This window comes from Citrobacter sp. wls619 (assembly GCF_005281345.1).
Lineage (GTDB): Bacteria > Pseudomonadota > Gammaproteobacteria > Enterobacterales > Enterobacteriaceae > Citrobacter.
Window position 1 is genome coordinate 232,477 of sequence record NZ_SZXJ01000101.1, and the last position, 21,476, is coordinate 253,952.

22 protein-coding genes and 1 other RNA gene are annotated in these 21,476 nt (G+C 53.4%); 7 read left to right on the forward strand and 16 right to left on the reverse strand.

The window, feature by feature from the left end; translation table 11 throughout:
- Nucleotides 1-103 precede the first annotated feature (103 nt).
- The gene (locus FDX19_RS23605) at nt 104-1,657 is read left to right on the forward strand and encodes an EAL domain-containing protein (protein WP_137384612.1); all 1,554 of its coding nucleotides are present in this window, start codon (nt 104-106) and stop codon (nt 1,655-1,657) included.
- A 54-nt stretch (nt 1,658-1,711) separates the two neighbouring features.
- Here the strand turns inward: FDX19_RS23605 and FDX19_RS23610 are convergent, their stop codons facing one another.
- Nucleotides 1,712-2,065, reverse strand: a complete 354-nt coding sequence (locus FDX19_RS23610; RefSeq protein WP_061067436.1) for a DUF1428 domain-containing protein — start codon at nt 2,063-2,065, stop codon at nt 1,712-1,714.
- A gap of 82 nt (nt 2,066-2,147) precedes the next feature.
- On the reverse strand, nt 2,148-2,759 hold the full coding sequence (locus FDX19_RS23615; RefSeq protein ID WP_137384613.1) for a YitT family protein: 612 nt from the start codon (nt 2,757-2,759) through the stop codon (nt 2,148-2,150).
- 89 nt (nt 2,760-2,848) lie between these two features.
- On the opposite strand from FDX19_RS23615, the gene FDX19_RS23620 reads away from it, so the two are divergent.
- Nucleotides 2,849-4,276 carry a PLP-dependent aminotransferase family protein gene (locus FDX19_RS23620; protein WP_137384614.1) on the forward strand — a complete coding sequence of 476 codons (1,428 nt, stop codon included), beginning with the start codon at nt 2,849-2,851 and terminating at the stop codon, nt 4,274-4,276.
- Nucleotides 4,277-4,335: 59 nt separating this feature from the next.
- On the opposite strand, the gene FDX19_RS23625 is transcribed toward FDX19_RS23620, so the two are convergent.
- From FDX19_RS23625 to ffs, 3 genes are all read right to left on the reverse strand, one after another.
- The gene (locus FDX19_RS23625; protein WP_005125184.1) at nt 4,336-4,554 is read right to left on the reverse strand and encodes a hypothetical protein; all 219 of its coding nucleotides are present in this window, start codon (nt 4,552-4,554) and stop codon (nt 4,336-4,338) included.
- Nucleotides 4,551-4,802: a hypothetical protein gene (locus FDX19_RS23630; RefSeq protein WP_137384615.1), complete on the reverse strand. Its 252-nt coding sequence runs from the start codon at nt 4,800-4,802 to the stop codon at nt 4,551-4,553. The genes FDX19_RS23625 and FDX19_RS23630 overlap by 4 nt, the downstream gene beginning before the upstream one ends.
- A gap of 198 nt (nt 4,803-5,000) precedes the next feature.
- Nucleotides 5,001-5,097, reverse strand: an RNA gene (gene ffs, locus FDX19_RS23635) — signal recognition particle sRNA small type.
- Between the two features lie 162 nt (nt 5,098-5,259).
- Between ffs and FDX19_RS23640 the strand changes: the two genes are divergently transcribed.
- Nucleotides 5,260-5,571 carry an MGMT family protein gene (locus tag FDX19_RS23640; protein WP_137384616.1) on the forward strand — a complete coding sequence of 104 codons (312 nt, stop codon included), beginning with the start codon at nt 5,260-5,262 and terminating at the stop codon, nt 5,569-5,571.
- A gap of 31 nt (nt 5,572-5,602) precedes the next feature.
- On the opposite strand, the gene FDX19_RS23645 is transcribed toward FDX19_RS23640, so the two are convergent.
- Nucleotides 5,603-6,172, reverse strand: a complete 570-nt coding sequence (locus FDX19_RS23645; protein ID WP_137384617.1) for a YbaY family lipoprotein — start codon at nt 6,170-6,172, stop codon at nt 5,603-5,605.
- Between the two features lie 212 nt (nt 6,173-6,384).
- Between FDX19_RS23645 and tesB the strand changes: the two genes are divergently transcribed.
- Nucleotides 6,385-7,245 carry an acyl-CoA thioesterase II gene (tesB, locus tag FDX19_RS23650; RefSeq protein ID WP_137384618.1) on the forward strand — a complete coding sequence of 287 codons (861 nt, stop codon included), beginning with the start codon at nt 6,385-6,387 and terminating at the stop codon, nt 7,243-7,245.
- A 73-nt stretch (nt 7,246-7,318) separates the two neighbouring features.
- Here tesB and amtB read toward each other — a convergent pair whose 3' ends face one another.
- The 5 genes from amtB to decR all read right to left on the reverse strand — a co-directional run bounded on the left by amtB (nt 7,319) and on the right by decR (nt 13,270).
- The gene (amtB, locus tag FDX19_RS23655; protein WP_115600833.1) at nt 7,319-8,605 is read right to left on the reverse strand and encodes an ammonium transporter AmtB; all 1,287 of its coding nucleotides are present in this window, start codon (nt 8,603-8,605) and stop codon (nt 7,319-7,321) included.
- Between the two features lie 31 nt (nt 8,606-8,636).
- Complete coding sequence (gene glnK, locus FDX19_RS23660) at nt 8,637-8,975, reverse strand: P-II family nitrogen regulator (protein ID WP_137384619.1); 339 nt, start codon at nt 8,973-8,975, stop codon at nt 8,637-8,639.
- 248 nt (nt 8,976-9,223) lie between these two features.
- Nucleotides 9,224-11,002 carry a SmdB family multidrug efflux ABC transporter permease/ATP-binding protein gene (locus FDX19_RS23665; RefSeq protein ID WP_137384620.1) on the reverse strand — a complete coding sequence of 593 codons (1,779 nt, stop codon included), beginning with the start codon at nt 11,000-11,002 and terminating at the stop codon, nt 9,224-9,226.
- Nucleotides 10,995-12,767: a SmdA family multidrug ABC transporter permease/ATP-binding protein gene (locus FDX19_RS23670; protein WP_137384621.1), complete on the reverse strand. Its 1,773-nt coding sequence runs from the start codon at nt 12,765-12,767 to the stop codon at nt 10,995-10,997. The genes FDX19_RS23665 and FDX19_RS23670 overlap by 8 nt, the downstream gene beginning before the upstream one ends.
- 44 nt (nt 12,768-12,811) lie before the next feature.
- A complete protein-coding gene (gene decR, locus FDX19_RS23675; RefSeq protein WP_170974431.1) occupies nt 12,812-13,270 on the reverse strand; it encodes a DNA-binding transcriptional regulator DecR in 459 nt (152 codons plus the stop codon).
- Between the two features lie 116 nt (nt 13,271-13,386).
- Between decR and FDX19_RS23680 the strand changes: the two genes are divergently transcribed.
- On the forward strand, nt 13,387-14,442 hold the full coding sequence (locus FDX19_RS23680; RefSeq protein ID WP_137384623.1) for a PLP-dependent cysteine synthase family protein: 1,056 nt from the start codon (nt 13,387-13,389) through the stop codon (nt 14,440-14,442).
- A gap of 51 nt (nt 14,443-14,493) precedes the next feature.
- Here the strand turns inward: FDX19_RS23680 and cof are convergent, their stop codons facing one another.
- A complete protein-coding gene (cof, locus tag FDX19_RS23685) occupies nt 14,494-15,312 on the reverse strand; it encodes an HMP-PP phosphatase (protein ID WP_137384624.1) in 819 nt (272 codons plus the stop codon).
- A gap of 144 nt (nt 15,313-15,456) precedes the next feature.
- On the opposite strand from cof, the gene FDX19_RS23695 reads away from it, so the two are divergent.
- A complete protein-coding gene (locus tag FDX19_RS23695) occupies nt 15,457-17,157 on the forward strand; it encodes an SgrR family transcriptional regulator (protein ID WP_137384625.1) in 1,701 nt (566 codons plus the stop codon).
- 65 nt (nt 17,158-17,222) lie between these two features.
- A complete protein-coding gene (gene queC, locus FDX19_RS23700; RefSeq protein ID WP_137384626.1) occupies nt 17,223-17,918 on the forward strand; it encodes a 7-cyano-7-deazaguanine synthase QueC in 696 nt (231 codons plus the stop codon).
- A 52-nt stretch (nt 17,919-17,970) separates the two neighbouring features.
- Here queC and FDX19_RS23705 read toward each other — a convergent pair whose 3' ends face one another.
- The 4 genes from FDX19_RS23705 to hupB form a co-directional block, all read right to left on the reverse strand.
- A complete protein-coding gene (locus FDX19_RS23705) occupies nt 17,971-18,369 on the reverse strand; it encodes a YbgC/FadM family acyl-CoA thioesterase (RefSeq protein ID WP_005125170.1) in 399 nt (132 codons plus the stop codon).
- Nucleotides 18,370-18,475: 106 nt separating this feature from the next.
- Nucleotides 18,476-18,850, reverse strand: coding sequence for a helix-hairpin-helix domain-containing protein (locus tag FDX19_RS23710; RefSeq protein WP_137384627.1), 375 nt, complete (start codon nt 18,848-18,850; stop codon nt 18,476-18,478).
- Nucleotides 18,851-18,997: 147 nt separating this feature from the next.
- Nucleotides 18,998-20,872, reverse strand: coding sequence for a peptidylprolyl isomerase (ppiD, locus tag FDX19_RS23715; RefSeq protein ID WP_137384628.1), 1,875 nt, complete (start codon nt 20,870-20,872; stop codon nt 18,998-19,000).
- A gap of 268 nt (nt 20,873-21,140) precedes the next feature.
- The gene (hupB, locus tag FDX19_RS23720) at nt 21,141-21,431 is read right to left on the reverse strand and encodes a nucleoid-associated protein HU-beta (protein ID WP_219352570.1); all 291 of its coding nucleotides are present in this window, start codon (nt 21,429-21,431) and stop codon (nt 21,141-21,143) included.
- Nucleotides 21,432-21,476: the final 45 nt, after the last annotated feature.

A 21,476-nucleotide genomic window follows, 5' to 3' on the forward strand; every position in this document is an offset into this window, starting at 1 on the left:
ATTTATCGGAGTGATAAGTGGCCCTAAATATATGATGCCAATCGAATTGCTTTTTTAGCTTTCGGATATACTTTCTCTACGCTGTGTTAATAAGGATATCACTGTGACAACACGACATCTGATTGGCCTGGTGACGGGAATACTGGTTCTGTCCATCCTCATACCGGTGTGTTTAAGCCTGTGGCTGGCACATCGTCAGGTCGAAACGAAATTTATAGATGAGCTTGATTCATTCTCTACCCGGGTCGCTTTGCGTACGGAACGCGTTGGCGAGCAGGCCAAAAAAGCGCTACGCAAAATAGAAGCCTTCCAGGGGGTGCCCTGCTCAGAGGAACATTTACTGGAAATGCGCCGGTTGTCATACAGCTACCGTTATATTCAGGAAGTGATGTACCTCAAAGACAATGTTCCACAGTGTTCCTCCCTTGAAAAAAGAAGCCTGGCTGCTGCGTTTCCGCCGCCAATGAAAATGACACCTGATGGCTATCGCGCCTGGTTAACCTCGCAAAACGACCTCGGAATACAACGTTTTATGGCGGCGCTTGGCAGCGAACATTATGTGGTGATGATCGATCCGGGATCGTTCATTGATGTTATCCCTTTTGGTTCATGGCCTATCGAAGTCGCCATTGTGGGTACAGTAAGCAACATCGTGGTGGCCAGTAGTGCCGATCTCCCTTTAGACGTGTTGCATCAACTGCAAAAAGACAGTTCTATCAGCCATTTTCAAAAAGAGGGCAGTATTTATAATTCTCGCCCTTTCCCCGAACTGGGTATCACGATCGTCAGCTGGGCGTCGACATTACCTTTGCAAAAATCCTGGCACCGACAGGCGCTGATCTGGCTCCCGGCAGGGATTATTATTGGCCTGCTCACCGCCTTCTTTATTCTGCGTATTTTGCGCCGCTTGCAGTCCCCCCATCACCAATTGCAAGACGCCATTCAGAACCGGGCTATCAAGGTCCATTACCAGCCCATTATTTCGCTCAAAACGGGAAAGGTCGTGGGTGCAGAAGCACTGGCCCGCTGGCGACAAGCTGACGGTAGCTATCTCTCACCCGATATTTTTATCCCCCTGGCCGAAGAGACCGGCCTGACAGAACCTCTCACACGTTTGATTATTGAAAACGTCTTCGAGGATCTGGGTAAATGGCTGCATCAACATCCTCAACAGCATATATCCCTCAACCTTGAGTCGGCCGATTTGAAGTCCGAAACGCTGCCGGCACTGTTAAGCCACATGGTTAACCACTGGCAACTAAACCCCGCACAAATTGCCCTGGAGCTGACTGAGCGTGAATTTGCCGACCCGAAAAACAGTGCACCGTTTATCGCCAAATACCGCCAGGCTGGCCACCCTATTTATATTGATGATTTTGGTACAGGCTATTCCAGCCTGAGTTATTTGCAGGATCTGGATGTGGACATCCTGAAGATAGACAAATCGTTTGTTGATGCGCTGGAATACAATAACGTCACGCCACATATTATCGAGATAGCGAAAACGCTGAAGCTGGAAATGGTGGCAGAAGGCATCGAGACCGAGAACCAGGAAAGCTGGCTACGTCAACATGGCGTACAGTATGGTCAGGGCTGGCTGTACAGCAAAGCACTGCCAAAGGCGGAATTTATTCTGTGGGCGGAAAAACGACTTTAGCATGGCACTGGCGTGTATTGAGATGGCTGGCGGCACGCCGCACAGCCAGTCACGTCACTCTTCCATAATGGGCGAGAATCCACCGTAGATCATTCGCTTGCCATCAAATGGCATAGATTCACCAAACTCCTTCATACGGGGATCGGACATCATCTTCTGGTTCGCCGCATCGCGGACTTCTTTGGAAGGGTATTCAATCCAGCTGAATACCACTTCCTCATGATCCTGCGCTTTGACCGCCATACGAAAATCGGTCAACTTACCGTCGGGAACATCATCAGCCCAACACTCCACAACGCGCAGCGCGCCGAATTCCTTGAAAAGCGGAGCAGCCTTTGCCGCCATCGCGATATATGCCTCCTTGTTTTCGGCAGGAACGGCAACAACAAAACCATCAACATACTTCATCAGATAAACCTCCGAAGTGTACTGCGCGGCAAGCCGATTCCGGCCGCGTCAGTCGAGGTTAAGTTTAGTCGTCAGCAGGCAATCACGCCGTAGGCTCATTCCGAACACGAATACGTGACTGCGGCTGATGACGAAACCACGGCAGGCAAATCTGAATTAACGGTCCAATAGCTAACGCATACAGTACTGTTCCAACACCCACGGTTCCGCCAAGAAGCCAACCGCTGAGCAAAACCGACACCTCGATTGCGGTCCGGATAGTCCGTACAGACCAACCAGTACGCGCATGAATGCCGGTCATCAGGCCGTCGCGTGGGCCCGCCCCAAAACCGGCACCGATGTACAGGCTGGTCGCTAGCGCATTCAAGATAACCGCCGCCACCAGCAGTCCACTGCGCGTCAGTAGCGATTCAAATCCTGGGATCACCGCCAGCGCAGCATCTGCCGCCAAACCAATCATAATGACATTGCTGAGAGTGCCAAATCCGGGGCGCTGGCGCAGTGGTATCCATGCCAGCAGGACCAGTACCCCCACGGCGATGATCACCAGGCCGATATTCATCGATAATAGATTTGCCACGCCCAGATGAAATACGTTCCACGGGTCAGCCCCTAAATCTGCACGTACAAACATCGCCGTCGAAACGCCGTACAGCGCCAGTCCGACATACAGCTGAAGTAAACGACGCAGCATAATTTTCTCCCCCCCCCCTCTCAGATAGCTTTCATCTTCACCGCAATTGGCACTATGATTAATGTCCAGTTTTCAAAAAGTGGACTGCTATGTCATCTCGCCGTTATGGAAGCCAGTCCCTGCAGCGCCTGCTTGGGCACTGGCAGGAGACCCCCTCGCGTTCACCTATCTGGCGACAATTGGCAGAGGCACTGCGCCTGCTGATCCTGGATGGTCGACTGGCGCTGGATACCCGCTTACCCGGCGAACGCGAGTTGGCCGCCGTGCTTGAAGTCAGTCGCACGACGATTGCCAGCGCAATGGCGCAACTGCGGGAAGAAGGGTATCTGGAAAGCCGCCATGGAAGTGGTTCACGCGTGATCCTGCCGGAACATATTCGTCATGTACCGACGCGAACCGGCACCAGCACCGCGCTGGATTTGTCCACAGCGGCGCTCAGCGCCGGGCCCGAAATTCATCATGCATACCAGCAAGCCCTGCTCGCGATGCCACAGCATTTGCTAAGTTCAGGGTATTTACCCCAGGGGTTGCCAACGCTGCGCGACTCTATTGCCCGGCATTATTGCGAACGCGGATTACCCACACAGCCGGATGAAATAATGGTGGTGAATGGCGCAGTCAGCGGTCTGGCGCTGATCCTGCGTTTGCTCACAGGTCCCGGCGATCGTGTGTTGGTCGATCATCCTACCTATCCGCTCGCTATTGCAGCCATTCAGGGTGCATCCTGCCGCCCCGTTGGCGTATCACTGCCAGAACACGGCTGGGATACATCGGGCCTTGTTGCCACTATTGCGCAAACCGCACCGAGAATGGCCTACCTGATGCCAGATTTTCACAACCCTACCGGACGTTGTATGGATGCGGCGACGCGCCAGGCTATCGCCGATATCTCCGCCAGAACCCGCACGACACTGGTGGTGGACGAAACCATGGTCAATCTGTGGTATGACGCCCCGCCACCACCACCGCTGGCGGCATTCCATGATGACGCGCCCATCATCATGCTGGGATCAGCGGGGAAAAGTTTTTGGGGAGGTCTGCGTCTGGGATGGATTCGGGCCTCGTCGCGTACCATTGCTGCGCTGGTACAGACTCGCGACACATTTGATTTAGGATCACCAGTGCTTGAACAGCTTGCCACGGGTTGGTTACTGGACAATGCGGCCGATTTTCTTCCCGACAGACGGCAATTGCTCACCACCCGGCGCGATCTGTGCCATGACCTGATGAAGACACATTTCCCGGAATGGCAGTTTACTCAACCGCAGGGGGGACTCTCTTTCTGGGTTGAATTACCCGATACGCTGGCGACGTTGTTTGCCACCCGCGCCGAAAGTGCAGGTATTCAGTTGGGTACCGGGACGCGCTTCGGCCTGGATGGCGCATTCGATCGCTTCTTACGCATGCCTTTCGCACTGCCCGATGACACAATGCGCTCGGCCTTCCGGACGTTGCAACCCATTTGGGACAACCTGCGTTTACAGGCAAGTCACGGGAAAATGCGCAAAATAATCTAATCGACGAGTCAAAGGACTCGTCCTTGAATGCCGTGATAGACGAGGATTTCCGGGCAATATTACCGCTGGGGAGGAACCGGGAACCCCTTCAGGGAAATCACAAAATTCTCGCCGTCTTTCTTAATTTTCGCCCCGGCATCGCACCAGTCAGAAGCAATACGGAAAAACTCATCGCTACCGACATTCCAGCTCAGACGAACATGTTTCACATAACCGGAACGGAGCAATTCACAGGCTTCGCCATAATTACAGGCGGTTGAGAGCGGTTGTTGTTTCATTTTTTCTTCTTCAGTAATCTGCGCAGCGCTTTGATTTCTTTAGGAGTCAGTGCTTCAACCACGGATTCTTCCGTATGCTGGCTATCAATATCGTCAGCGGAGACTCCCGCCTCTTCAATGGCGGAAAACGCGATATGCAGCAATTTTTCCGTCGAGATACTTAGGTTCTCATTATTTACTTCAGCGTAATGACGCAGCTTTTCTTTTAGCGCCTCATCAATTTTGACATTCAATACTGCGGTCGACATCGTAGAAAATCCTTGTGGTCAGCCAAAACATACCGGATGTAAGACCCTGTTGTTACAGCGCGATGGCGGCGGCAAAAGCATCAAATAACATCCCCGAAACACATTGACAGCATTTGATGACAATAAAATGACAATACGATGACAAAGAAAAGAAGATGAGAAGAACTGAGATTGCCGGACGGCAGAATTGGGTGGGGGCCCTGCCAGCTACATCCCGGCACACACGTCATCTGCCCTGGCTGCTTCCTTCCGGACCTGACCTGGTGAACAGAGTAGCGTTGCGGGAGAACCAACAGAGCCCCCATTGAGAGCGTTGTTAACCAACGCGCAGGCGCATTATCACTGCTGCACCCTGTAATTGCAACCCATCCCGCATCGGATGCTGTTTTCTTGTGCAATGAAGCTTCACTACCTCGTCATTCGGGATTATGCTGGAGGATTAGCGCAGGAATAAACGATGGATATACAAGACTCTTTCCCTCAACGCGTCTGGCAAATCGTTGCCTCAATCCCCGAAGGATTCGTCACCACCTATGGCGATGTCGCCAGGCTTGCTGGCTCACCGCGCGCTGCACGCCAGGTGGGCGGTGTACTCAAGCGACTGCCCGAAGGTAGCACCCTGCCCTGGTATCGCGTGGTTAATCGTCACGGAATGATTTCACTGACTGGACCTGACCTGCAACGACAACGTCAGGCATTGCTGGCGGAAGGTATTGTGGTTTCAGGGAGTGGACAAATCGATTTACAGCGCTATCGCTGGGTGTACTAACCCTCTCCAGATGGAGAGGGGTAGAATGCCCTTAGTACTGTGTCGGGGCAGGAACTGCGGAAGACGGATTCACCTGCGTGGGTGACGTTGACGGTACCGTTGTCGCGGCGCCACCGCTCGCCTGTACTGGAACGGCCGTCTGCTGGACCGGGACCAGGGTCAGGTCAGCTTTAGTCCCGCCCTGATTGATAACCGTCTGGACGGTATCAGTAATAAAGACCAGTTTATCATTCACCGTAATCGCCGCACTCAGCAGAATACGGGCGTTCGGCTGAATATCTGCCGGGTTAAACGGGAGCACGAAGCTGAATGGTGCTTGTTTACCCTCGGTACGCACAACTTTTTGCGACAGCACTTTTGACGGTGCATCGGCAAGCGACGCATCTGACAGTGTGACGGTCAGCACGGCATCCGGCGGTAAGGCCACCTTCTGGCGGATCCATACCGTACCAGACACATTCGGCTGTTGAATTTTTGACTGTGTGTCAGCAATTGACGTATTAGGACTTGGCGCAGGTGTTTGAATATCAGCACTTTTACCAGCACAGGCCGCCAGAGCGACCGCAACCGCTAAACCACTTACCATGTGCACGAGTTTCATTAAATTCTCCTTCTCATCTATGCACCAGCGAGAACTTTCCTCGCCAGAAGAGTGGTTAACAAAAACATAACATGACTAAGTGTGGCACAAATTAGCAATTTCTGCTTGTAATAGGCCTGTAATTCAGACAATTGCACCCATCGGACCACTTTCAAAATTGCGTTATACTCTGCCTACCTCGCGGCGAGAACGCTATTACCTGGAGAGCACGTATGAGTCTGGCACTGAAAAATTTGCTGACATTGTTAAATCTGGAAAAAATTGAAGAAGGACTCTTTCGGGGCCAAAGTGAAGACTTAGGGTTACGTCAGGTTTTTGGTGGACAAGTTGTCGGTCAGGCGTTGTACGCCGCGAAAGAGACCGTGCCGGAAGAGCGTCTGGTGCACTCCTTCCACAGCTACTTTTTACGTCCGGGCGATAGCCAAAAGCCTATCATCTATGATGTCGAGGTGCTGCGCGATGGTAACAGCTTCAGCGCCCGCCGCGTTGCCGCGATCCAGAATGGGAAACCCATTTTTTATATGACTGCCTCTTTCCAGGCACCAGAAGATGGGTTTGAGCATCAAAAAGAGATGCCGGCAGCGCCTGGCCCTGAAGAGCTTAAATCAGAAACTGAGATCGCCCGTTCGGTCGCTCACCTGCTGCCGCCGCTGTTGAAAGAAAAATTTATCAACGACCGCCCGCTGGAAGTCCGTCCGGTGGAGTTTCATAATCCGTTAAAAGGTCACGTTGCCGACCCGACTCGCCAGGTGTGGATCCGCGCGAACGGCACGCTGCAGGACGATCTTCGCGTACATCAGTATCTGCTGGGTTACGCTTCTGATCTGAACTTCCTGCCCGTTGCTTTACAACCGTATGGCATTGGTTTTCTGGAAAAAGGGATTCAGATCGCTACGATCGACCATTCTATGTGGTTCCATCGTCCTTTTAATATCAATGAGTGGTTGTTGTACAACGTAGAAAGTACATCGGCCTCCGGTGCCCGGGGGTTTGTACGCGGGGAGTTTTATACCCAGGACGGCGTGCTGGTCGCCTCTACCGTGCAGGAAGGGGTCATGCGTAATCGCAATTGATGTCTTATCCGGCCTACAGACTACATCGTCGTAGGCCGGATAAGCGTTTAGCGCCATCCGGCGGATTGAAACATCAGGCGTTGTAGGCGTTTTCGCCGTGGCTGTTCACATCCAACCCTTCGCGCTCCTGCTCTTCCGGTACGCGCAGACCTACCGTCATGTCCGCCAGCTTATAGCCAATGAAGGCTACGACACCGGACCAGACAATGGTGATCGCCACGCTTTCCAGTTGCACCAGCAGCTGATGCCCCATGGTAACGCCTTCGGCAAAGCCCACTCCGCCCAGAGAGCTGGCGGCGAATACGCCAGTCAGGATACAGCCGACAATGCCACAGACACCGTGAACACCGAAGACATCACACGGGTCATCAACGCGCAGAAAGCGCTTCAGCATCGTCACTCCCCACAGCCCTGCCAAACCGGCAACCACGCCGATGATCAACGCACCACCAACACCGATATAACCACAGGCAGGCGTCACACCAACCAGACCCGCAATGGCGCCAGAACAGGCTCCCAGCAATGATGGTTTGCCACGCAGCGCCCATTCACCGAAGATCCAGCCGAGAATAGCGGCCGCAGTTGCAACAACGGTATTCACGAAGGCCAGTGCGGCAATTTCATTCGCCATACCCGCTGAACCGGCGTTAAAGCCAAACCAGCCGATATAGAGAATAGCCGTACCGGTAAAGACCATTGGCAGGTTATGCGGCTTAAACGCTTCTTTGCCAAAACCGACGCGTTTACCAATCAGATAAGCCCCAACCAGGCCGGCAATCGCGGCGTTGATATGGACTACCGTGCCGCCAGCAAAATCCAGCGCACCGTGCGTAGCCAGCAAACCACCACCCCAGACCATATGTGCAATAGGGATGTAGGACAGCGTCAGCCACACCACCACAAAAATCAGCACCGCTGAGAAGCGAATACGTTCAGCCAGCGCCCCGACAATCAGCCCAACGGTGATACAGGCGAAGGACCCCTGAAAAGCAACGTGGATGTACTGGTAGAAGCTCCCCGTCACCGCCGTCAGTGCAATATTCTTCAGCATGACCCAGTTGAAGTTGCCGAAGAAATTATTCCCTTCGCCAAAAGCCAGCGAGTAGCCATAAACCACCCACAAAATACAGACCAGAGCGAATGTCACCGTAACCTGAGTCAGCATTGACAGCACGTTCTTACCGCGAATCAATCCGCCGTAGAACAGCGCAATGCCAGGGATTGTCATAAACAGCACCAGCGCGGTACAGATCATCATAAAAGCGTTATCGGCTTTATCCGCGACCGCCGGTGCCGCCATCGCCAGTCCCGGCAGCAGCGCCAGTGATGCAATACCCGTTTTCATCGTTGCTATCTTCATTTTTTGGTTTCCTATCACTGTGTGCCAGACGTTACAGTGCGGCTTCGTCGGCTTCGCCGGTACGAATACGAATCACACGTTGCAGCTCGGCGACGAAAATTTTGCCGTCGCCAATTTTTCCGGTGTAGGCGGCCTTACTGATGACATCAATTACGCCATCCAGTTGGTCATCAGCAATTGCCACATCAATCTTCACTTTGGGTAAGAAGTTGACGCTGTATTCCGCTCCCCGGTACAACTCAGCATGACCTTTTTGTCGGCCAAACCCCTTCACTTCGGTGACGGTCAGCCCCTGAATACCCATAGACGACAATGCTTCACGGACGTCTTCCAGTTTGAACGGTTTGATTACCACGGTAACCAGCTTCATAGATCCCCTCCAGTCAGAATTCAGTAGTGGCTGCAGATACACATGCTGAACATTGCAAGGGGTGTGCCAGGAATGAAAAACGCGGGATGATTCAGCCGCACGGGGTACGGCGAGGATAGAAAAAGAAAAAACGCACTATAACGGTGCATAGTGCGTTACATTTTTGCACCAGATTGTTGATTGCCGGATGGCGGCGAAAACGCTTCTTCAGGCCTACGATACCGCGTGGCCGGATAAACGCTGCGCCATCAGGCGATTGCCGAATCGTCGTTTACGCTAGCCGCCAGCTCTTCGCCCGCCAACTGCAGTTGGTACATTTGCCAATAGCGGCCCTGTGCGGCAAGCAGTTGCTGGTGCGTGCCGCGCTCAACGGCCTGCCCCCGGTGCAGTACCAGAATGGTATCTGCATCGACAATCGTCGATAACCGATGCGCAATCACCACCAGCGTGGTGTGCTCACGTACCGCCGCCAACGCCTGCTGAATAGCCTGTTCAGTACCGGAGTCAATGCTGGCCGTCGCTTCGTCCAAAATCAGCACCTGCGGCGTTTCAACCAATACCCGCGCCAGCGCCAGCAGCTGTTTCTGCCCAACGGAGAGATTATTGCCCTGCTCGCCCAGCCGGGTATGAATCCCCTCGCTCAACCCGCGCGCCAGCTCCGCCAGTTGCACCGTCTCCAGCGCCTGCCATACCCGCTCTTCTGAGATATCGCGGCCCAGCGTGACGTTGGCCAGGAAGGTATCCGCCATCACTACCGGATCCTGCTGCACCATCGCAACGCCCTGGCGTAACGCACCGTGGCTCAGAGAAGACAGCGGTCGACCGTCCAGACGGATTTCACCCTGCGTCAGCGGGTAGTAACCCATCAGCAGGCTGGCCAGCGTACTTTTGCCGCTGCCGGTGTGTCCGACCAACGCCACAAAGCTGCGCGAAGGCACGGACAGACTGATGTTTTGCAGCACCAGATTGTTGTCGCGATAGGCAAATGAAACGTTATCCACCTCAATATCTCCGCTTTTGAGCGGTCGATCATCTTCACCGTAGCGCTGACGAGGCCCGTCCATCAGCTCGAATACCCTCTCACCGGCGACAACCGCCTGCTGCAGCATGGATTGCTGGGTGGTTAACTCGATCAGCGGCTCGTTCAAACGCCCCAGATAGCTGATAAACGCATACAGCACCCCAACCTCAATGGCTGTGCCGGACGTAAAGCTAAACAGCATCAGCAAACCGCAGAGGATCAGGGCAGAAAACAGGCTGAGCAACGGGCGCAACAAAAAGCCATCCAGTCGCAGCGTTTGCATGCGCGCCATATAGTGCGAACGGCTGGCTTCGCCCATTCTCTCGCCAAAACGCGCCTGCTGGCGGAACTGCTGGATAACGCTCATGCCGTTGATGACTTCGTTAAAGCCATCGTTAATATCCGCCAGATAGGCGCGAACGCGACGCACAATGGGGGTGCTATAGCGCTGATAAATCACCATCACCACCAGCACAGCCGGGAATATGGCCATCGCCACCAGCGCCATCCGCCATTCAAGGCTGAACATCGCGACCAGCATGGCACCGATTAAGGCGGCGCTGCGCAGTACCGTCGCGACCACCGTCACGTACAGGTCGCGGATCACTTCGGTGTCATTGGTCACCCGGGAGATAAGCTGCCCGACTGGCTGAGTATCAAAAGCACTGAGCGGCTGACGCAGCGCGGCATCCATCACATCGGTACGTAACTGCTGCACCACACCAACGGCCGCCTGGTTAAAGAGTAATGACTGCGCGTAATGCAGGCCCGCAGCCAACAGTTGCAGACCGACATACGCCGCCACCAGCCCAGCGACCATCGCCAGCGGCAGATTGTTCTTCGCCACCATGTTATCGATAAAATAGCTAATCAGCAGCGGACCACTCACCTCTGCCGCTGCCGCTACCCACAGCATGACAACCGCGATAGACAGCTGTTTTCGCCACGGCGAGCCGTACGACAGCAGCCTTTTCAGGGTCGGCCATAATTGTCCAAAACTACGCATTAGCCGCCTCCTCGTCGATCGCCGGCGCATCAGACAATGCCGCTTCCAGTTGCTGATAACGGTACATATCACGATACCAGCCAGGTTGTTGCACCAGCGCATCGTGTTCGCCACGCTGAGCAATATGTCCGTGCTGCATCACGATAATTTCATTGGCTTCTGTCAGCGCAGATAAACGGTGAGCGCTGATTATCACGGTTCGGCCTTCGCCCCACTGACGCAGGTTATGCAGGATTTGATGTTCAGTACGACCGTCCACCGCCGATAACGCATCATCCAGGATCAGGATTTCAGCATTCAGCAGCAGCGCACGAGCGATAGAAATACGCTGTTTTTGTCCACCGGACAGCATCACGCCGCGTTCGCCCACTTCGGTGTCGTAGCCCTGCGGAAGACGTAAAATATCCTCATGCACGCTGGCAAGGCGTGCCACATGCTCGATCTCTTCCTGCGTGGCCTGCGGGCGTCCAAGCGCAATGTTGTTGGCGACGGTATCCGAGAACAGGAAAGGTGTCTGGCTGACCACTGCCAGGCGGCTACGCCAGTTATCAAGCTGCAAGCGCGTTAACGGAATATCATGAAAACGCACATCCCCTTGAGTGATATCGAAGTGGCGCTGGAGCAGCGACAGTACGGTACTTTTCCCTGCCCCAGTTGGGCCACAAATGCCCAGCATCTGCCCCGGCTTAAGCTGGAAATTCACATTCTCCAGCACCGGATGAGCCGTTTGCGGGTAGCAAAATTCGCGAATGGCCACCGCTAACTCGCCACGTCCTTCTGGTACGGGTTCTGTCCCATCATCCACCACGGGGGCTTCAGCCAGCATCGCGCGAATACGGCTATATGCGGCGCTGCCTCGCTCAACAATGTTAAACATCCATGCCAGTGCCAGCATCGGCCAAATCATCAGACCGAGATACATCATAAAGCTGGTTAACTGACCAAGAGTCAGAGAACCATGCACCACCATCCAGCTTCCCCCGGCGATAGCCAGCAGGTTAGCCATACCAATAGCGATATAAATCGTGGGGTCAAAACGAGCGTCAATGCGGGCCACGCGCAGGTTTTTCTTGCCGGTATCTTTAGCATCTGCGGCAAATAGCGACGACTGTCGGTCTTCCAGACCAAAAGCCTTAATCATACGGATACTGGTAAGGCTTTCCTGAGTACGATCGTTAAGGCTGGAGAACGCTGCTTGCGCCACCTTAAAGCGGTTATGCAGTCGATCGCCGTAACGTTTGATCATTATCGCCATCACCGGCATTGGGAGTAGCGCGATCAGCGTCAGCTCCCAACTGATTTGCGTAGACATCACGATCAACACCGCGCACCCCATGACCAGTGAGTCCACCAGCGTCAATACACCTTCGCCAGCCGCAAACACCACCCGATCAACATCGTTTGTTGCACGCGCCATCAGATCGCCAGTGCGATGACGCAGATAAAATTCGGGATGCTGGCGGCTCAACTGGCGGTAATAGTCTTCGCGCAGTTCAACTGCCAGTTGGTAGGATGCGCCGAACAGCAGTACGCGCCAGACATAGCGCAGCAAATAAACCACCACGGCGATCAGGGCAATTGTGCCGACCCACATCAGCAGCCGCTCGGTGGTGAAGCGTTGAGTCGTCACGCCATCGACAATGATCCCAACCACTTTCGGCGGGATAAGCTGAAGAATAGCGATGATGATAAGCAAGGCTACAGCCCCGAGGTAGCGACGCCACTCCCGGCGGAAGTACCAGCTTAATTGAGCAAATAATCGCACGCGTTATGTCCTGACAAGATTTCCGGCGATAAGCGCCGGGAGAATTATTCAATAGGTAGAGCAGTCGTGTATTTAATCTGTTCCATCGCAAAACTGGAGGTAACGTCAGACAGGCCCGGTACGCTATTCACCAGACGCTTATAAAAATCATCATAGCGTTTCATATCAGCAACCTGCACCCGCATCAGGTAGTCGTACTCCCCAGCCATTCGCCAGAAACCCAGCACCTCCGGCATCCCACTCACTTCGGTGACAAAGCGGCAGTACCACTCGCTGCTGTGATGCTGGGTTTTGATCAGCACAAACGCGGTGAGTCCCAGCCCCAGTTTCTCTGGATCCAGAAGAGCAACCTTGCCCAGCAGAATGCCGTCATCCTCAAGCCGCTTGAGCCGTTTCCAGCAGGGGGTGGTCGTCAGATTAACGGCATCGGCTAACGCCTGCAAAGAAAGGGTGCAGTCTTGTTGTAGTAGGCCAAGCAGCTTACGGTCAATTTTGTCTAACATATCCACTCCACAGAGAAGAATTTTCTCCTTACATTCTATTTTAAAGGCTAAATGGCAACAATTTTTTCCGTGCTTTTCGCTATTCTGGGCACAAAATGACAAATGGATATCTATTAATGATGAATAGCTCCTGGGTTAAAAACGCCATCAATGAAATCAACGCGGATTACCAGCGTTCTGCGGATACGCACCTCATTCGTCTGTCGCTACCGGCGTTTCCGGGTATTCAGCTCTATTTAAAAGATGAGAGCACGCATCCAACCGGTAGCCTGAAACATCGCCTGGCACGCTCACTGTTTCTCTATGGACTGTGTAATGGCTGGATTAAAGAAGGCACCACGATTATCGAATCATCCTCCGGTTCAACGGCGGTCTCTGAGGCCTATTTCGCCCGTCTGCTTAGACTGCCATTTATTGCCGTTATGCCTTCCTGTACGGCAAAACGCAAAATTGAACAGATTGAATTTTACGGCGGTCGCTGCCATTTCGTGGAAAGCGCCTGCGAAATCTATGCGGCTTCTGAACAGCTGGCACGTGAACTGAACGGGCATTATATGGACCAGTTCACCTACGCTGAACGCGCGACTGACTGGCGTGGTAACAACAATATTGCCGACAGTATCTTCCGCCAGATGCAGTGCGAGCCCAACCCCGTCCCCCGCCATATCGTGATGAGCGCAGGAACCGGTGGCACCTCTGCAACCATTGGCCGTTATATCCGCTGTCAGGGCTACGACACTCGTCTGATGGTGGTAGACCCGGAGAACTCGGTCTTTCTGCCTTACTGGCAGGATCGCGATGCAACATTACGCAGCCCGGTCGGCAGCAAAATTGAAGGCATTGGCCGTCCACGCGTAGAGCCTTCTTTCATCCCTGATGTGGTTGATGAAATGTTGCGCGTTCCGGATGCCGCAAGCGTGGCCACCGCGCACTGGCTGGAGACGCAGCTAGGCCGTAAAGTGGGCGCCTCAACCGGAACCAACATGTGGGGAACGTTACAACTTGCCGCTCGGATGCGCGATGCAGGAGAAACGGGGTCGCTGGTTACGTTGCTGTGCGACAGCGGCGAACGCTATCTGGAAACCTATTACAACCCGCAGTGGGTCGAGGCACACATCGGTGATTTAACGCCATCGAAAGCAGAACTTGCCCGCCTGCTGAACACCCATTAATCGGTCAAAAAAAAGCCAGACGCTAAGGTCTGGCTTGCTGGAAGGGATCTCTCATTCGGGGGAATAAGGTAGATTTGGATTGTCCAGCCAATGCGTCAAAAAGTGTGATACCGCCTGATTGCGGCAATGCCCAATCACCGATAAATGAGGCAGCGCAGCAATAAGCTGCGGCATCGCGTTCCCCATAATCAGACCACGCCCAACGCGGCCCAACATTTCACGATCGTTCATGGCGTCGCCAAACGCCATGCAGTCAGCCATGGAATAACCCAAGTGATCGCTCAGTACCGCCAGCGCAGAGCCTTTGTTACAGCCCAGCGGCAGCACTTCAAGACAATCAACCGCGGAAAAACAGAGATTCGCCTGCTCGCCCAGCGCGTCATTCAACTGAATACGCAGGCGAACCAAATCATCATGATCGCCACAGAAGCAGATTTTCGTGACCTGATGAGCAGGAATACGCTTCACATCCACTATCTGATAACGAAATCCGCTGTACACATGCGCTTGCAACAGTGACGGGATCTCTTGCCCGGTGAACCAGCCATTGTCATTAAAAACATGCATGCTGGCCTGCGTTTCCCACCGCTGGTGCAATACGATATCGGCAACCGAGGGAGCCAGATCCTGACGATGCAATACATCGCCTTCCAGCGAGTGAATACGCGTCCCGTTACCGGTGATTAAAAAGGCGTCCAGCGAGATCGAGCCCAAAATATGGCGCATCTCCAGCACATGACGACCGGTCGCAAACGTCAGCGTGATATCTCGTTCACGCAGGCGTGCCAGCGTCGAAAGGGTTTCATCACCTAAGTGGTGATTCGGCATCAAAAGGGTGCCATCCATATCAAATGCAGCCAGACGAGCCATTTCTTTCTCCACACTGTGACGCGGTTAACTTGTGATTCAGTATCTCCTGAGATATACGGAAGTAATAGTGAATAGATAATATAAATTGTTCCGGGTTTCTCTGCGCAAAAACCGTTAACGGGCATCCTGAAGGATAAAGTATCAATGCGTCTGCTTAATCGCCTGAACCAGTATCAACGCCTGTGGCAGCCTTCGAACGGAGAGCCGCAGTCAGTCACCGTCGGGGAACTGGCTGAACGCTGCTTTTGCAGCGAGCGCCATGTCCGTACCCTGCTCAGGCAAGCGCAGGATGCTGGCTGGCTGGAGTGGCACGCTCAATCCGGACGCGGGAAACGCGGAGCATTACGTTTTTTGGTCACTCCGGACTCGCTGCGCAACACGATGATGGAGCAGGCACTGCAAAAGGGTGAACAGCTCAGCGTACTGGAACTGGCTCAACTGGCCCCCGGGGAATTAAGAACCCTGCTGCAGCCGTTTATGGGCGGGCAATGGCAAAATGATACGCCAACCCTGCGTATCCCCTATTATCGCCAGCTCGAACCTTTGCATCCTGGATTCCTGCCCGGTCGTGCAGAGCAGCACCTTGCCGGGCAGGTGTTCTCTGGCCTGACTCGTTTTGACAGCCACACGCAACGCCCCTGCGGCGATTTAGCCCACCACTGGAATATCTCTGCTGACGGTCTGCGCTGGGATTTCTATATTCGTTCCACCCTGTACTGGCATAACGGCGATGCGGTCAGCAGCACACAGCTACATCAACAGCTGTTGAAGCTGTTAGCGCTACCCGCGCTGAATAAGCTGTTTATCAGCGTAAAACGCATTGAGGTGACGCATCCCCAGTGCCTGACCTTTATTCTGCATCGCCCCGATTTCTGGCTGGCGCATCGTCTGGCAAGCTACAGCAGTCACCTGGCGCATCCGGACCATCCGTTTGTAGGTACCGGCCCGTTCCGGTTGACGCTGTATACCCCTGAGCTGGTGCGCATCGAGAGTCACGATCACTACCACCTGAGTCATCCGCTATTGAAAGCCATTGAATACTGGATAACCCCGCAGCTTTTCTCCCAGGATTTGGGCACCAGCTGTCGCCATCCGGTGCAAATTGCAATAGGTAAACCAGAGGAACTGCCCATGCTAAGCCAGGTGAGTAGCGGGATCAGCCTCGGTTTTTGCTATCTCACGCTCAGAAAAAGCGCGCGACTGAATACGCAGCAGGCCCGTCGACTGGTCAATATTATCCACCGTTCTTCCCTGCTACAGACGCTTGAAGTGGATGAAAACCTCATTACCCCCAGCAATGCCCTGCTGCCAGGATGGACGATCCCACAATGGGATGCGCTGGACGAGGTGGCGTTGCCGGAAAAACTGACGCTGGCCTACCACTTACCCGTCGAACTGCATACGATGGCGGAACAGCTGCGCCAGGCGCTGGCAAAACAGGGTTGTGAATTAACGCTTATTTTTCATAATGCTAAAAACTGGGATGGCGATCATCCTTTAGCCCAGGCCGATCTGATGATGGGCGACAGGCTGATTGGCGAAGCGCCTGAATATACCCTCGAACAGTGGCTGCGCTGCGATCAGCTCTGGTCACACGTTCTGAATGCACCCGCATATACTCATCTGCAGACCACGCTGGATGCTTTGCAAATTCAGGCAGATGAGGATGATCGTCATGCGGCTTTACAGCAGGTTTTTGCAACGTTAATGCATGACGCCACGCTTACGCCGCTGTTCAATTATCACTATCGAATTAGCGCTCCGCCGGGCGTAAATGGCGTACGTTTGAATCCGCGCGGCTGGTTTGAGTTCACCGAGGCCTGGCTACCGCCGCCTTCAGCGTGAAGAAGCTGGTCGGCGACACGCCCAGGCGCTACCATAAGCGCTTTCGTTATTTGTCAGGAAAAGCCATGAAACGTGCCGTTGTTGTATTTAGTGGAGGCCAGGACTCCACGACCTGTCTGGCGCAAGCGCTACATCAGTATGATGAAGTGCACTGCGTGACCTTTGATTATGGTCAGCGTCATCGCGCTGAAATTGACGTCGCACGTGATCTGGCCTTAAAACTCGGCGCCCGTGCGCACAAAGTTCTCGATGTGACGCTGCTCAGCGAACTGGCTGTCAGCAGCCTGACCCGCGACAATATCCCGGTACCCGATTATGAACCGGACACAAACGGTATCCCGAATACTTTTGTGCCAGGTCGTAACATTCTGTTCTTAACGCTGGCGGCAATTTACGCTTACCAGGTACAGGCAGAGGCGGTCATTACCGGCGTTTGCGAAACCGATTTCTCTGGTTATCCGGACTGTCGTGACGAGTTTGTCAAAGCCCTGAATCATGCCGTCAGTCTGGGAATGGCAAAAGACATCCGTTTCGAAACCCCGTTGATGTGGATTGATAAAGCCGAAACCTGGGCGTTGGCCGACTACTGGGGCAAGTTAGACCTGGTGCGTGAAGAGACGCTGACCTGCTATAACGGGATCAAGGGCAATGGTTGCGGCCATTGTGCTGCCTGTAATCTGCGAGCCAATGGTCTGAACCATTATCTGGCGGATAAGCCGGCGGTGATGGCGGCGATGAAGCAGAAAACCGGGTTAAAGTGATTGTATTGCCGGATGGCGCTTTGCTTATCCGGCCTACATGTACTCAATGCCACTACTGCACCATCTGCTCCAGTTTCTCGCGTAACTCCCCTTCCAGCGGCAGCGCTTTCTGCGTTTTCAAATCAATACAGACGAAAGTAATCAACGCATCAGCCACTACCTGTCCCTCTGGCTCCAGTGTGATGGTCTGATTCAATACGCCGCTTTTGCCATTTAACTGTTGGACCTGGCTGGTTATGGTCAACAGATCGCTCAGCACGGCAGGACGGCGGTAGTTGATATTGATGTTAACCACCACAAACGCGATGTGGTGTGCAGTCATCCATTGAAAACTGTCACTGTTTTCCAGACCATCCCAGCGGGCTTCTTCCAGAAACTCCAGATAGCGGGCATTGTTTACGTGCTGATAGACATCAAGATGAAAACCACGAACTTTGATTTGTGTTTGCATAGCGCAGGCGCCTTACGTTGTTTTTATAGGAACAGACTTCAGGGTAAAGAGGTCATAACTGGTATGACCTCTACAGTCTGGCAAACTTTCAGCGCTCTGCAAGTTATTAAAGTGTTAAAACTGCCAGGTTACGTTCCACCAGCGAACTGCCCATGCCCGGCACCTGCTTTAAGTCCTCCACCGTTTTGAACGGCCCGTACTCCTCACGATAGCTGACAATCGCCTGTGCTTTTTTCAACCCAACCCCATTCATCACTCGCGCCAAATCCTCCGCTGAGGCGCTGTTGATGCTTACCCTGGTGCCTTCATCATCGCCCGCCTTTGTCGCTGGCGTGGCTTTGCCGTGTGTACCTCCTGAGGCATCCGCTTTGGTCTGAACCGCCTGACTTTTGACGGCAGGTTCCGCTGCAAGTGCAGTTTGAGCCATACCGGCGCAGGTCAATGAAAAGGTGATAAGCAGGGCTTTAATTCCATGTTTCATACTGTTTTGCTCCTTGTTAGTTAACAGCGGAGCCACGATAGCGGGGAGATAAACGTCAGACAAATGGCAATTATCAGAAATGGAAAAGGCCGCGAAAGCGGCCTTTGGTAGATACAAACTTTTGCAATTTTTTGCGAGCAGACTCGGTTATTGCTGCTGTTCCAGCGCGTCACCGACTTTAATTTTTGCCGCTTTACGCAGGTTGCTCATCAGTGCTTCGAAGACAATCTGCGCGTTGTTCTGAGTAATCCCCTGAACCATCGCTTTTTTCTGCGCTTCAGGCATAGAACCGGCTTTCACCTCGTCCAGCGCCAACAGTACAACGTTACCCTGCATATCGTTCGCAACACCGTAGCTCGGCTTGTCTTTCGCAGGCAGGCTCAGGCCAAAGGCCGCCTGACTCAACGGATCCTGCCCGGTACGGCTCAGCGTTTTTGCCTCGCCAAAGCGCAGACCCGCCGCTTTCAGCGCTTCATCGCCTTTACCGGCTTTCAGATCGGCCAGCAGTTTATCCGCATCCAGTTTCGCCTGCTGCTCAGCTTTATTGTGCTTAACGAGCGCGGTAACCTGCTCTTTCACTTCCGCTAACGGCTTAACTGCCTCTGCTTTGTGTTCGCTAATACGCAGCACAAACGCACGATCGCCATCCACGGTGATGATGTCGGAGTTACTGCCCGGCGTACCGTTCTCGCCAATCAGACCACCATTGAAAATGATGTCAGCAACAGGTTTGAAATTCAGTTCTTCCGGCAAGCTGTCACGGCTAAACCAGCCCGTTTCAACCGCTTTCATTCCTGCAGCCTGCTCCGCACCCGCCAGAGATTCGTTATCATTGCTGGCAGCATCGCTGACTTTCTGCTGCAACGCATAGTAGGCATCCAGCGCTTTTTCCTGCTTCACTTTCGCCGCAATGTCGTCACGCGCTTCGCTGAGCGGTTTAACCTGCGCAGGCTGTACGTCGTCAAGACGCGCCACGAGGAAGCCAACAGAAGACTTAATCACGCCTGACAGCTGGCCTTTTTCTTTCAGACCGGCATTTTTCAGCTCATCTGGGGTGGTGGAGTCTTCCAGCCAACCCATATCACCGCCGTTACGGGCGGAGATGATATCGGCAGATTTTTCTTTCGCCAGAGTCGCAAAATCACCGCCTTTGTTCAGCGCATCAAGCACCGCTTTTGCTTCATCTTCCGTTTTGGTCTGGATGATGCTGTAGCGATTACGCTGCGGCTGAGTGAACTGATCCTGATGCTGGTCATAATAAGACTGAATATCAGCATCGCTGGCGGTTTCCTGCATTGCTGCAGCGTCCAGCTTGATATAGCTCACGCGGAACTGTTCCGGCGTCATAAAGCGATTTTTATTCTGCTCGTAGTAACTGGCCACTTCTTCGTCGGTAACCGACTGCTTCGCGGCAAGAGCATTAACATCAATCGTCGCTTCACGCACGATACGTTGCTGTGCAACCAGTGCAGCCAGTTCGTCCGTTTCACCCTTCAGCATGAAGTCGGTCCCGGCCACGCCGTTGATCAACTGTTGCGTGGTGAGCTGGTTACGCAATGCCTGAGCATACTGATCTGCAGTCATTCCCATCTGATTCACAATCGCGTTATAGCGGTTGTTATCAAATTTGCCGTCAACCTGGAAAGCCGGTGTGGCGAAAATAGCCTGCTTAATCTGATCGTCGCTAATGTTGAGCTTAAGCTCACGGGAGTACTGATCCAGCAGCGCTTCGTCCACAAGACGATTCAGCACCTGCTGACGCAGCGTTTTCATATAACCTTCGTTCGCCGCCAGCTCAGAATATTGATCGCCCAGCTGTTGCTGCATGCGGTTACGTTCGCTGTTGAACGCATTCTCGAACTGCCCGCGGCTGATCTCCTGGCCATTCACTTTAGCGGCGTAGTTATTGCCCCCGCCAATCAGGTAACCACTCACGCCGGTCAAAATGAACGACACGATAATGATACCGAAAATAATCTTGAGCACGAGACTGTTAGCAGCCGTGCGTAAGCTGTCCATCATGGTGTAACCACACTCCGCTGTAGATGACTATACGCGTTATCCTTCAGGCCGCCTCCGCGTTGGTTACAACAACGGCGGCAAGGATTTTGAGTATATATGCTTCACGCAGCATAGCGTTTCCTGAACGCTGCGCACAAAGGCCTATTGTGACAAGAAACAGGGGCAATTGTCAGCCCACAACGCATAGAAAGTACTGGAATCAGAAATAAAAAAGGCACATCGGTTGATGCGCCCTTGTACTTAGTCACATCCCCAAAGGGGAAATCACTTAGTTTACCGCGTCTTTCAGTGCTTTACCTGCACGGAAGCCCGGTACTTTAGCCGCGGCGATGGTGATCTCTTTACCTGTTTGCGGGTTGCGACCAGTACGGGCAGCACGCTCTTTAACGGCAAAAGTACCAAAACCTACCAGTGCTACGTCATCACCTTCTTTCAGGGATTCGGTAACAGAAGCAATAATTGCATCTAACGCACGTCCAGCCGCAGCTTTAGAGATATCAGCCCCTGCAGCAATTTTGTCGATCAGTTGAGATTTATTCACTCTTCTCTTCCTCTTTATAATATATATCGCACCAGAATCCTTCAAAGTGCGACCGCGCAGCAG

What these genes read in the sequence shown, in the direction of transcription:
- FDX19_RS23645 (WP_137384617.1), bottom strand. Translation starts at nt 6,172, where the DNA reads ATGAAACTCGTGCACATGGTAAGTGGTTTAGCGGTTGCGGTCGCTCTG.
- amtB (WP_115600833.1), bottom strand. Translation starts at nt 8,605, where the DNA reads ATGAAGATAGCAACGATGAAAACGGGTATTGCATCACTGGCGCTGCTG.
- FDX19_RS23610 (WP_061067436.1), bottom strand. Translation starts at nt 2,065, where the DNA reads ATGAAGTATGTTGATGGTTTTGTTGTTGCCGTTCCTGCCGAAAACAAG.
- decR (WP_170974431.1), bottom strand. Translation starts at nt 13,270, where the DNA reads ATGTTAGACAAAATTGACCGTAAGCTGCTTGGCCTACTACAACAAGAC.
- FDX19_RS23625 (WP_005125184.1), bottom strand. Translation starts at nt 4,554, where the DNA reads ATGAAACAACAACCGCTCTCAACCGCCTGTAATTATGGCGAAGCCTGT.
- queC (WP_137384626.1), top strand. Translation starts at nt 17,223, where the DNA reads ATGAAACGTGCCGTTGTTGTATTTAGTGGAGGCCAGGACTCCACGACC.
- FDX19_RS23615 (WP_137384613.1), bottom strand. Translation starts at nt 2,759, where the DNA reads ATGCTGCGTCGTTTACTTCAGCTGTATGTCGGACTGGCGCTGTACGGC.
- FDX19_RS23695 (WP_137384625.1), top strand. Translation starts at nt 15,457, where the DNA reads ATGCGTCTGCTTAATCGCCTGAACCAGTATCAACGCCTGTGGCAGCCT.
- cof (WP_137384624.1), bottom strand. Translation starts at nt 15,312, where the DNA reads ATGGCTCGTCTGGCTGCATTTGATATGGATGGCACCCTTTTGATGCCG.
- FDX19_RS23640 (WP_137384616.1), top strand. Translation starts at nt 5,260, where the DNA reads ATGGATATACAAGACTCTTTCCCTCAACGCGTCTGGCAAATCGTTGCC.
- FDX19_RS23710 (WP_137384627.1), bottom strand. Translation starts at nt 18,850, where the DNA reads ATGAAACATGGAATTAAAGCCCTGCTTATCACCTTTTCATTGACCTGC.
- FDX19_RS23620 (WP_137384614.1), top strand. Translation starts at nt 2,849, where the DNA reads ATGTCATCTCGCCGTTATGGAAGCCAGTCCCTGCAGCGCCTGCTTGGG.
- glnK (WP_137384619.1), bottom strand. Translation starts at nt 8,975, where the DNA reads ATGAAGCTGGTTACCGTGGTAATCAAACCGTTCAAACTGGAAGACGTC.
- FDX19_RS23705 (WP_005125170.1), bottom strand. Translation starts at nt 18,369, where the DNA reads ATGCAAACACAAATCAAAGTTCGTGGTTTTCATCTTGATGTCTATCAG.
- FDX19_RS23665 (WP_137384620.1), bottom strand. Translation starts at nt 11,002, where the DNA reads ATGCGTAGTTTTGGACAATTATGGCCGACCCTGAAAAGGCTGCTGTCG.
- FDX19_RS23630 (WP_137384615.1), bottom strand. Translation starts at nt 4,802, where the DNA reads ATGTCGACCGCAGTATTGAATGTCAAAATTGATGAGGCGCTAAAAGAA.
- tesB (WP_137384618.1), top strand. Translation starts at nt 6,385, where the DNA reads ATGAGTCTGGCACTGAAAAATTTGCTGACATTGTTAAATCTGGAAAAA.
- FDX19_RS23680 (WP_137384623.1), top strand. Translation starts at nt 13,387, where the DNA reads ATGATGAATAGCTCCTGGGTTAAAAACGCCATCAATGAAATCAACGCG.
- ppiD (WP_137384628.1), bottom strand. Translation starts at nt 20,872, where the DNA reads ATGATGGACAGCTTACGCACGGCTGCTAACAGTCTCGTGCTCAAGATT.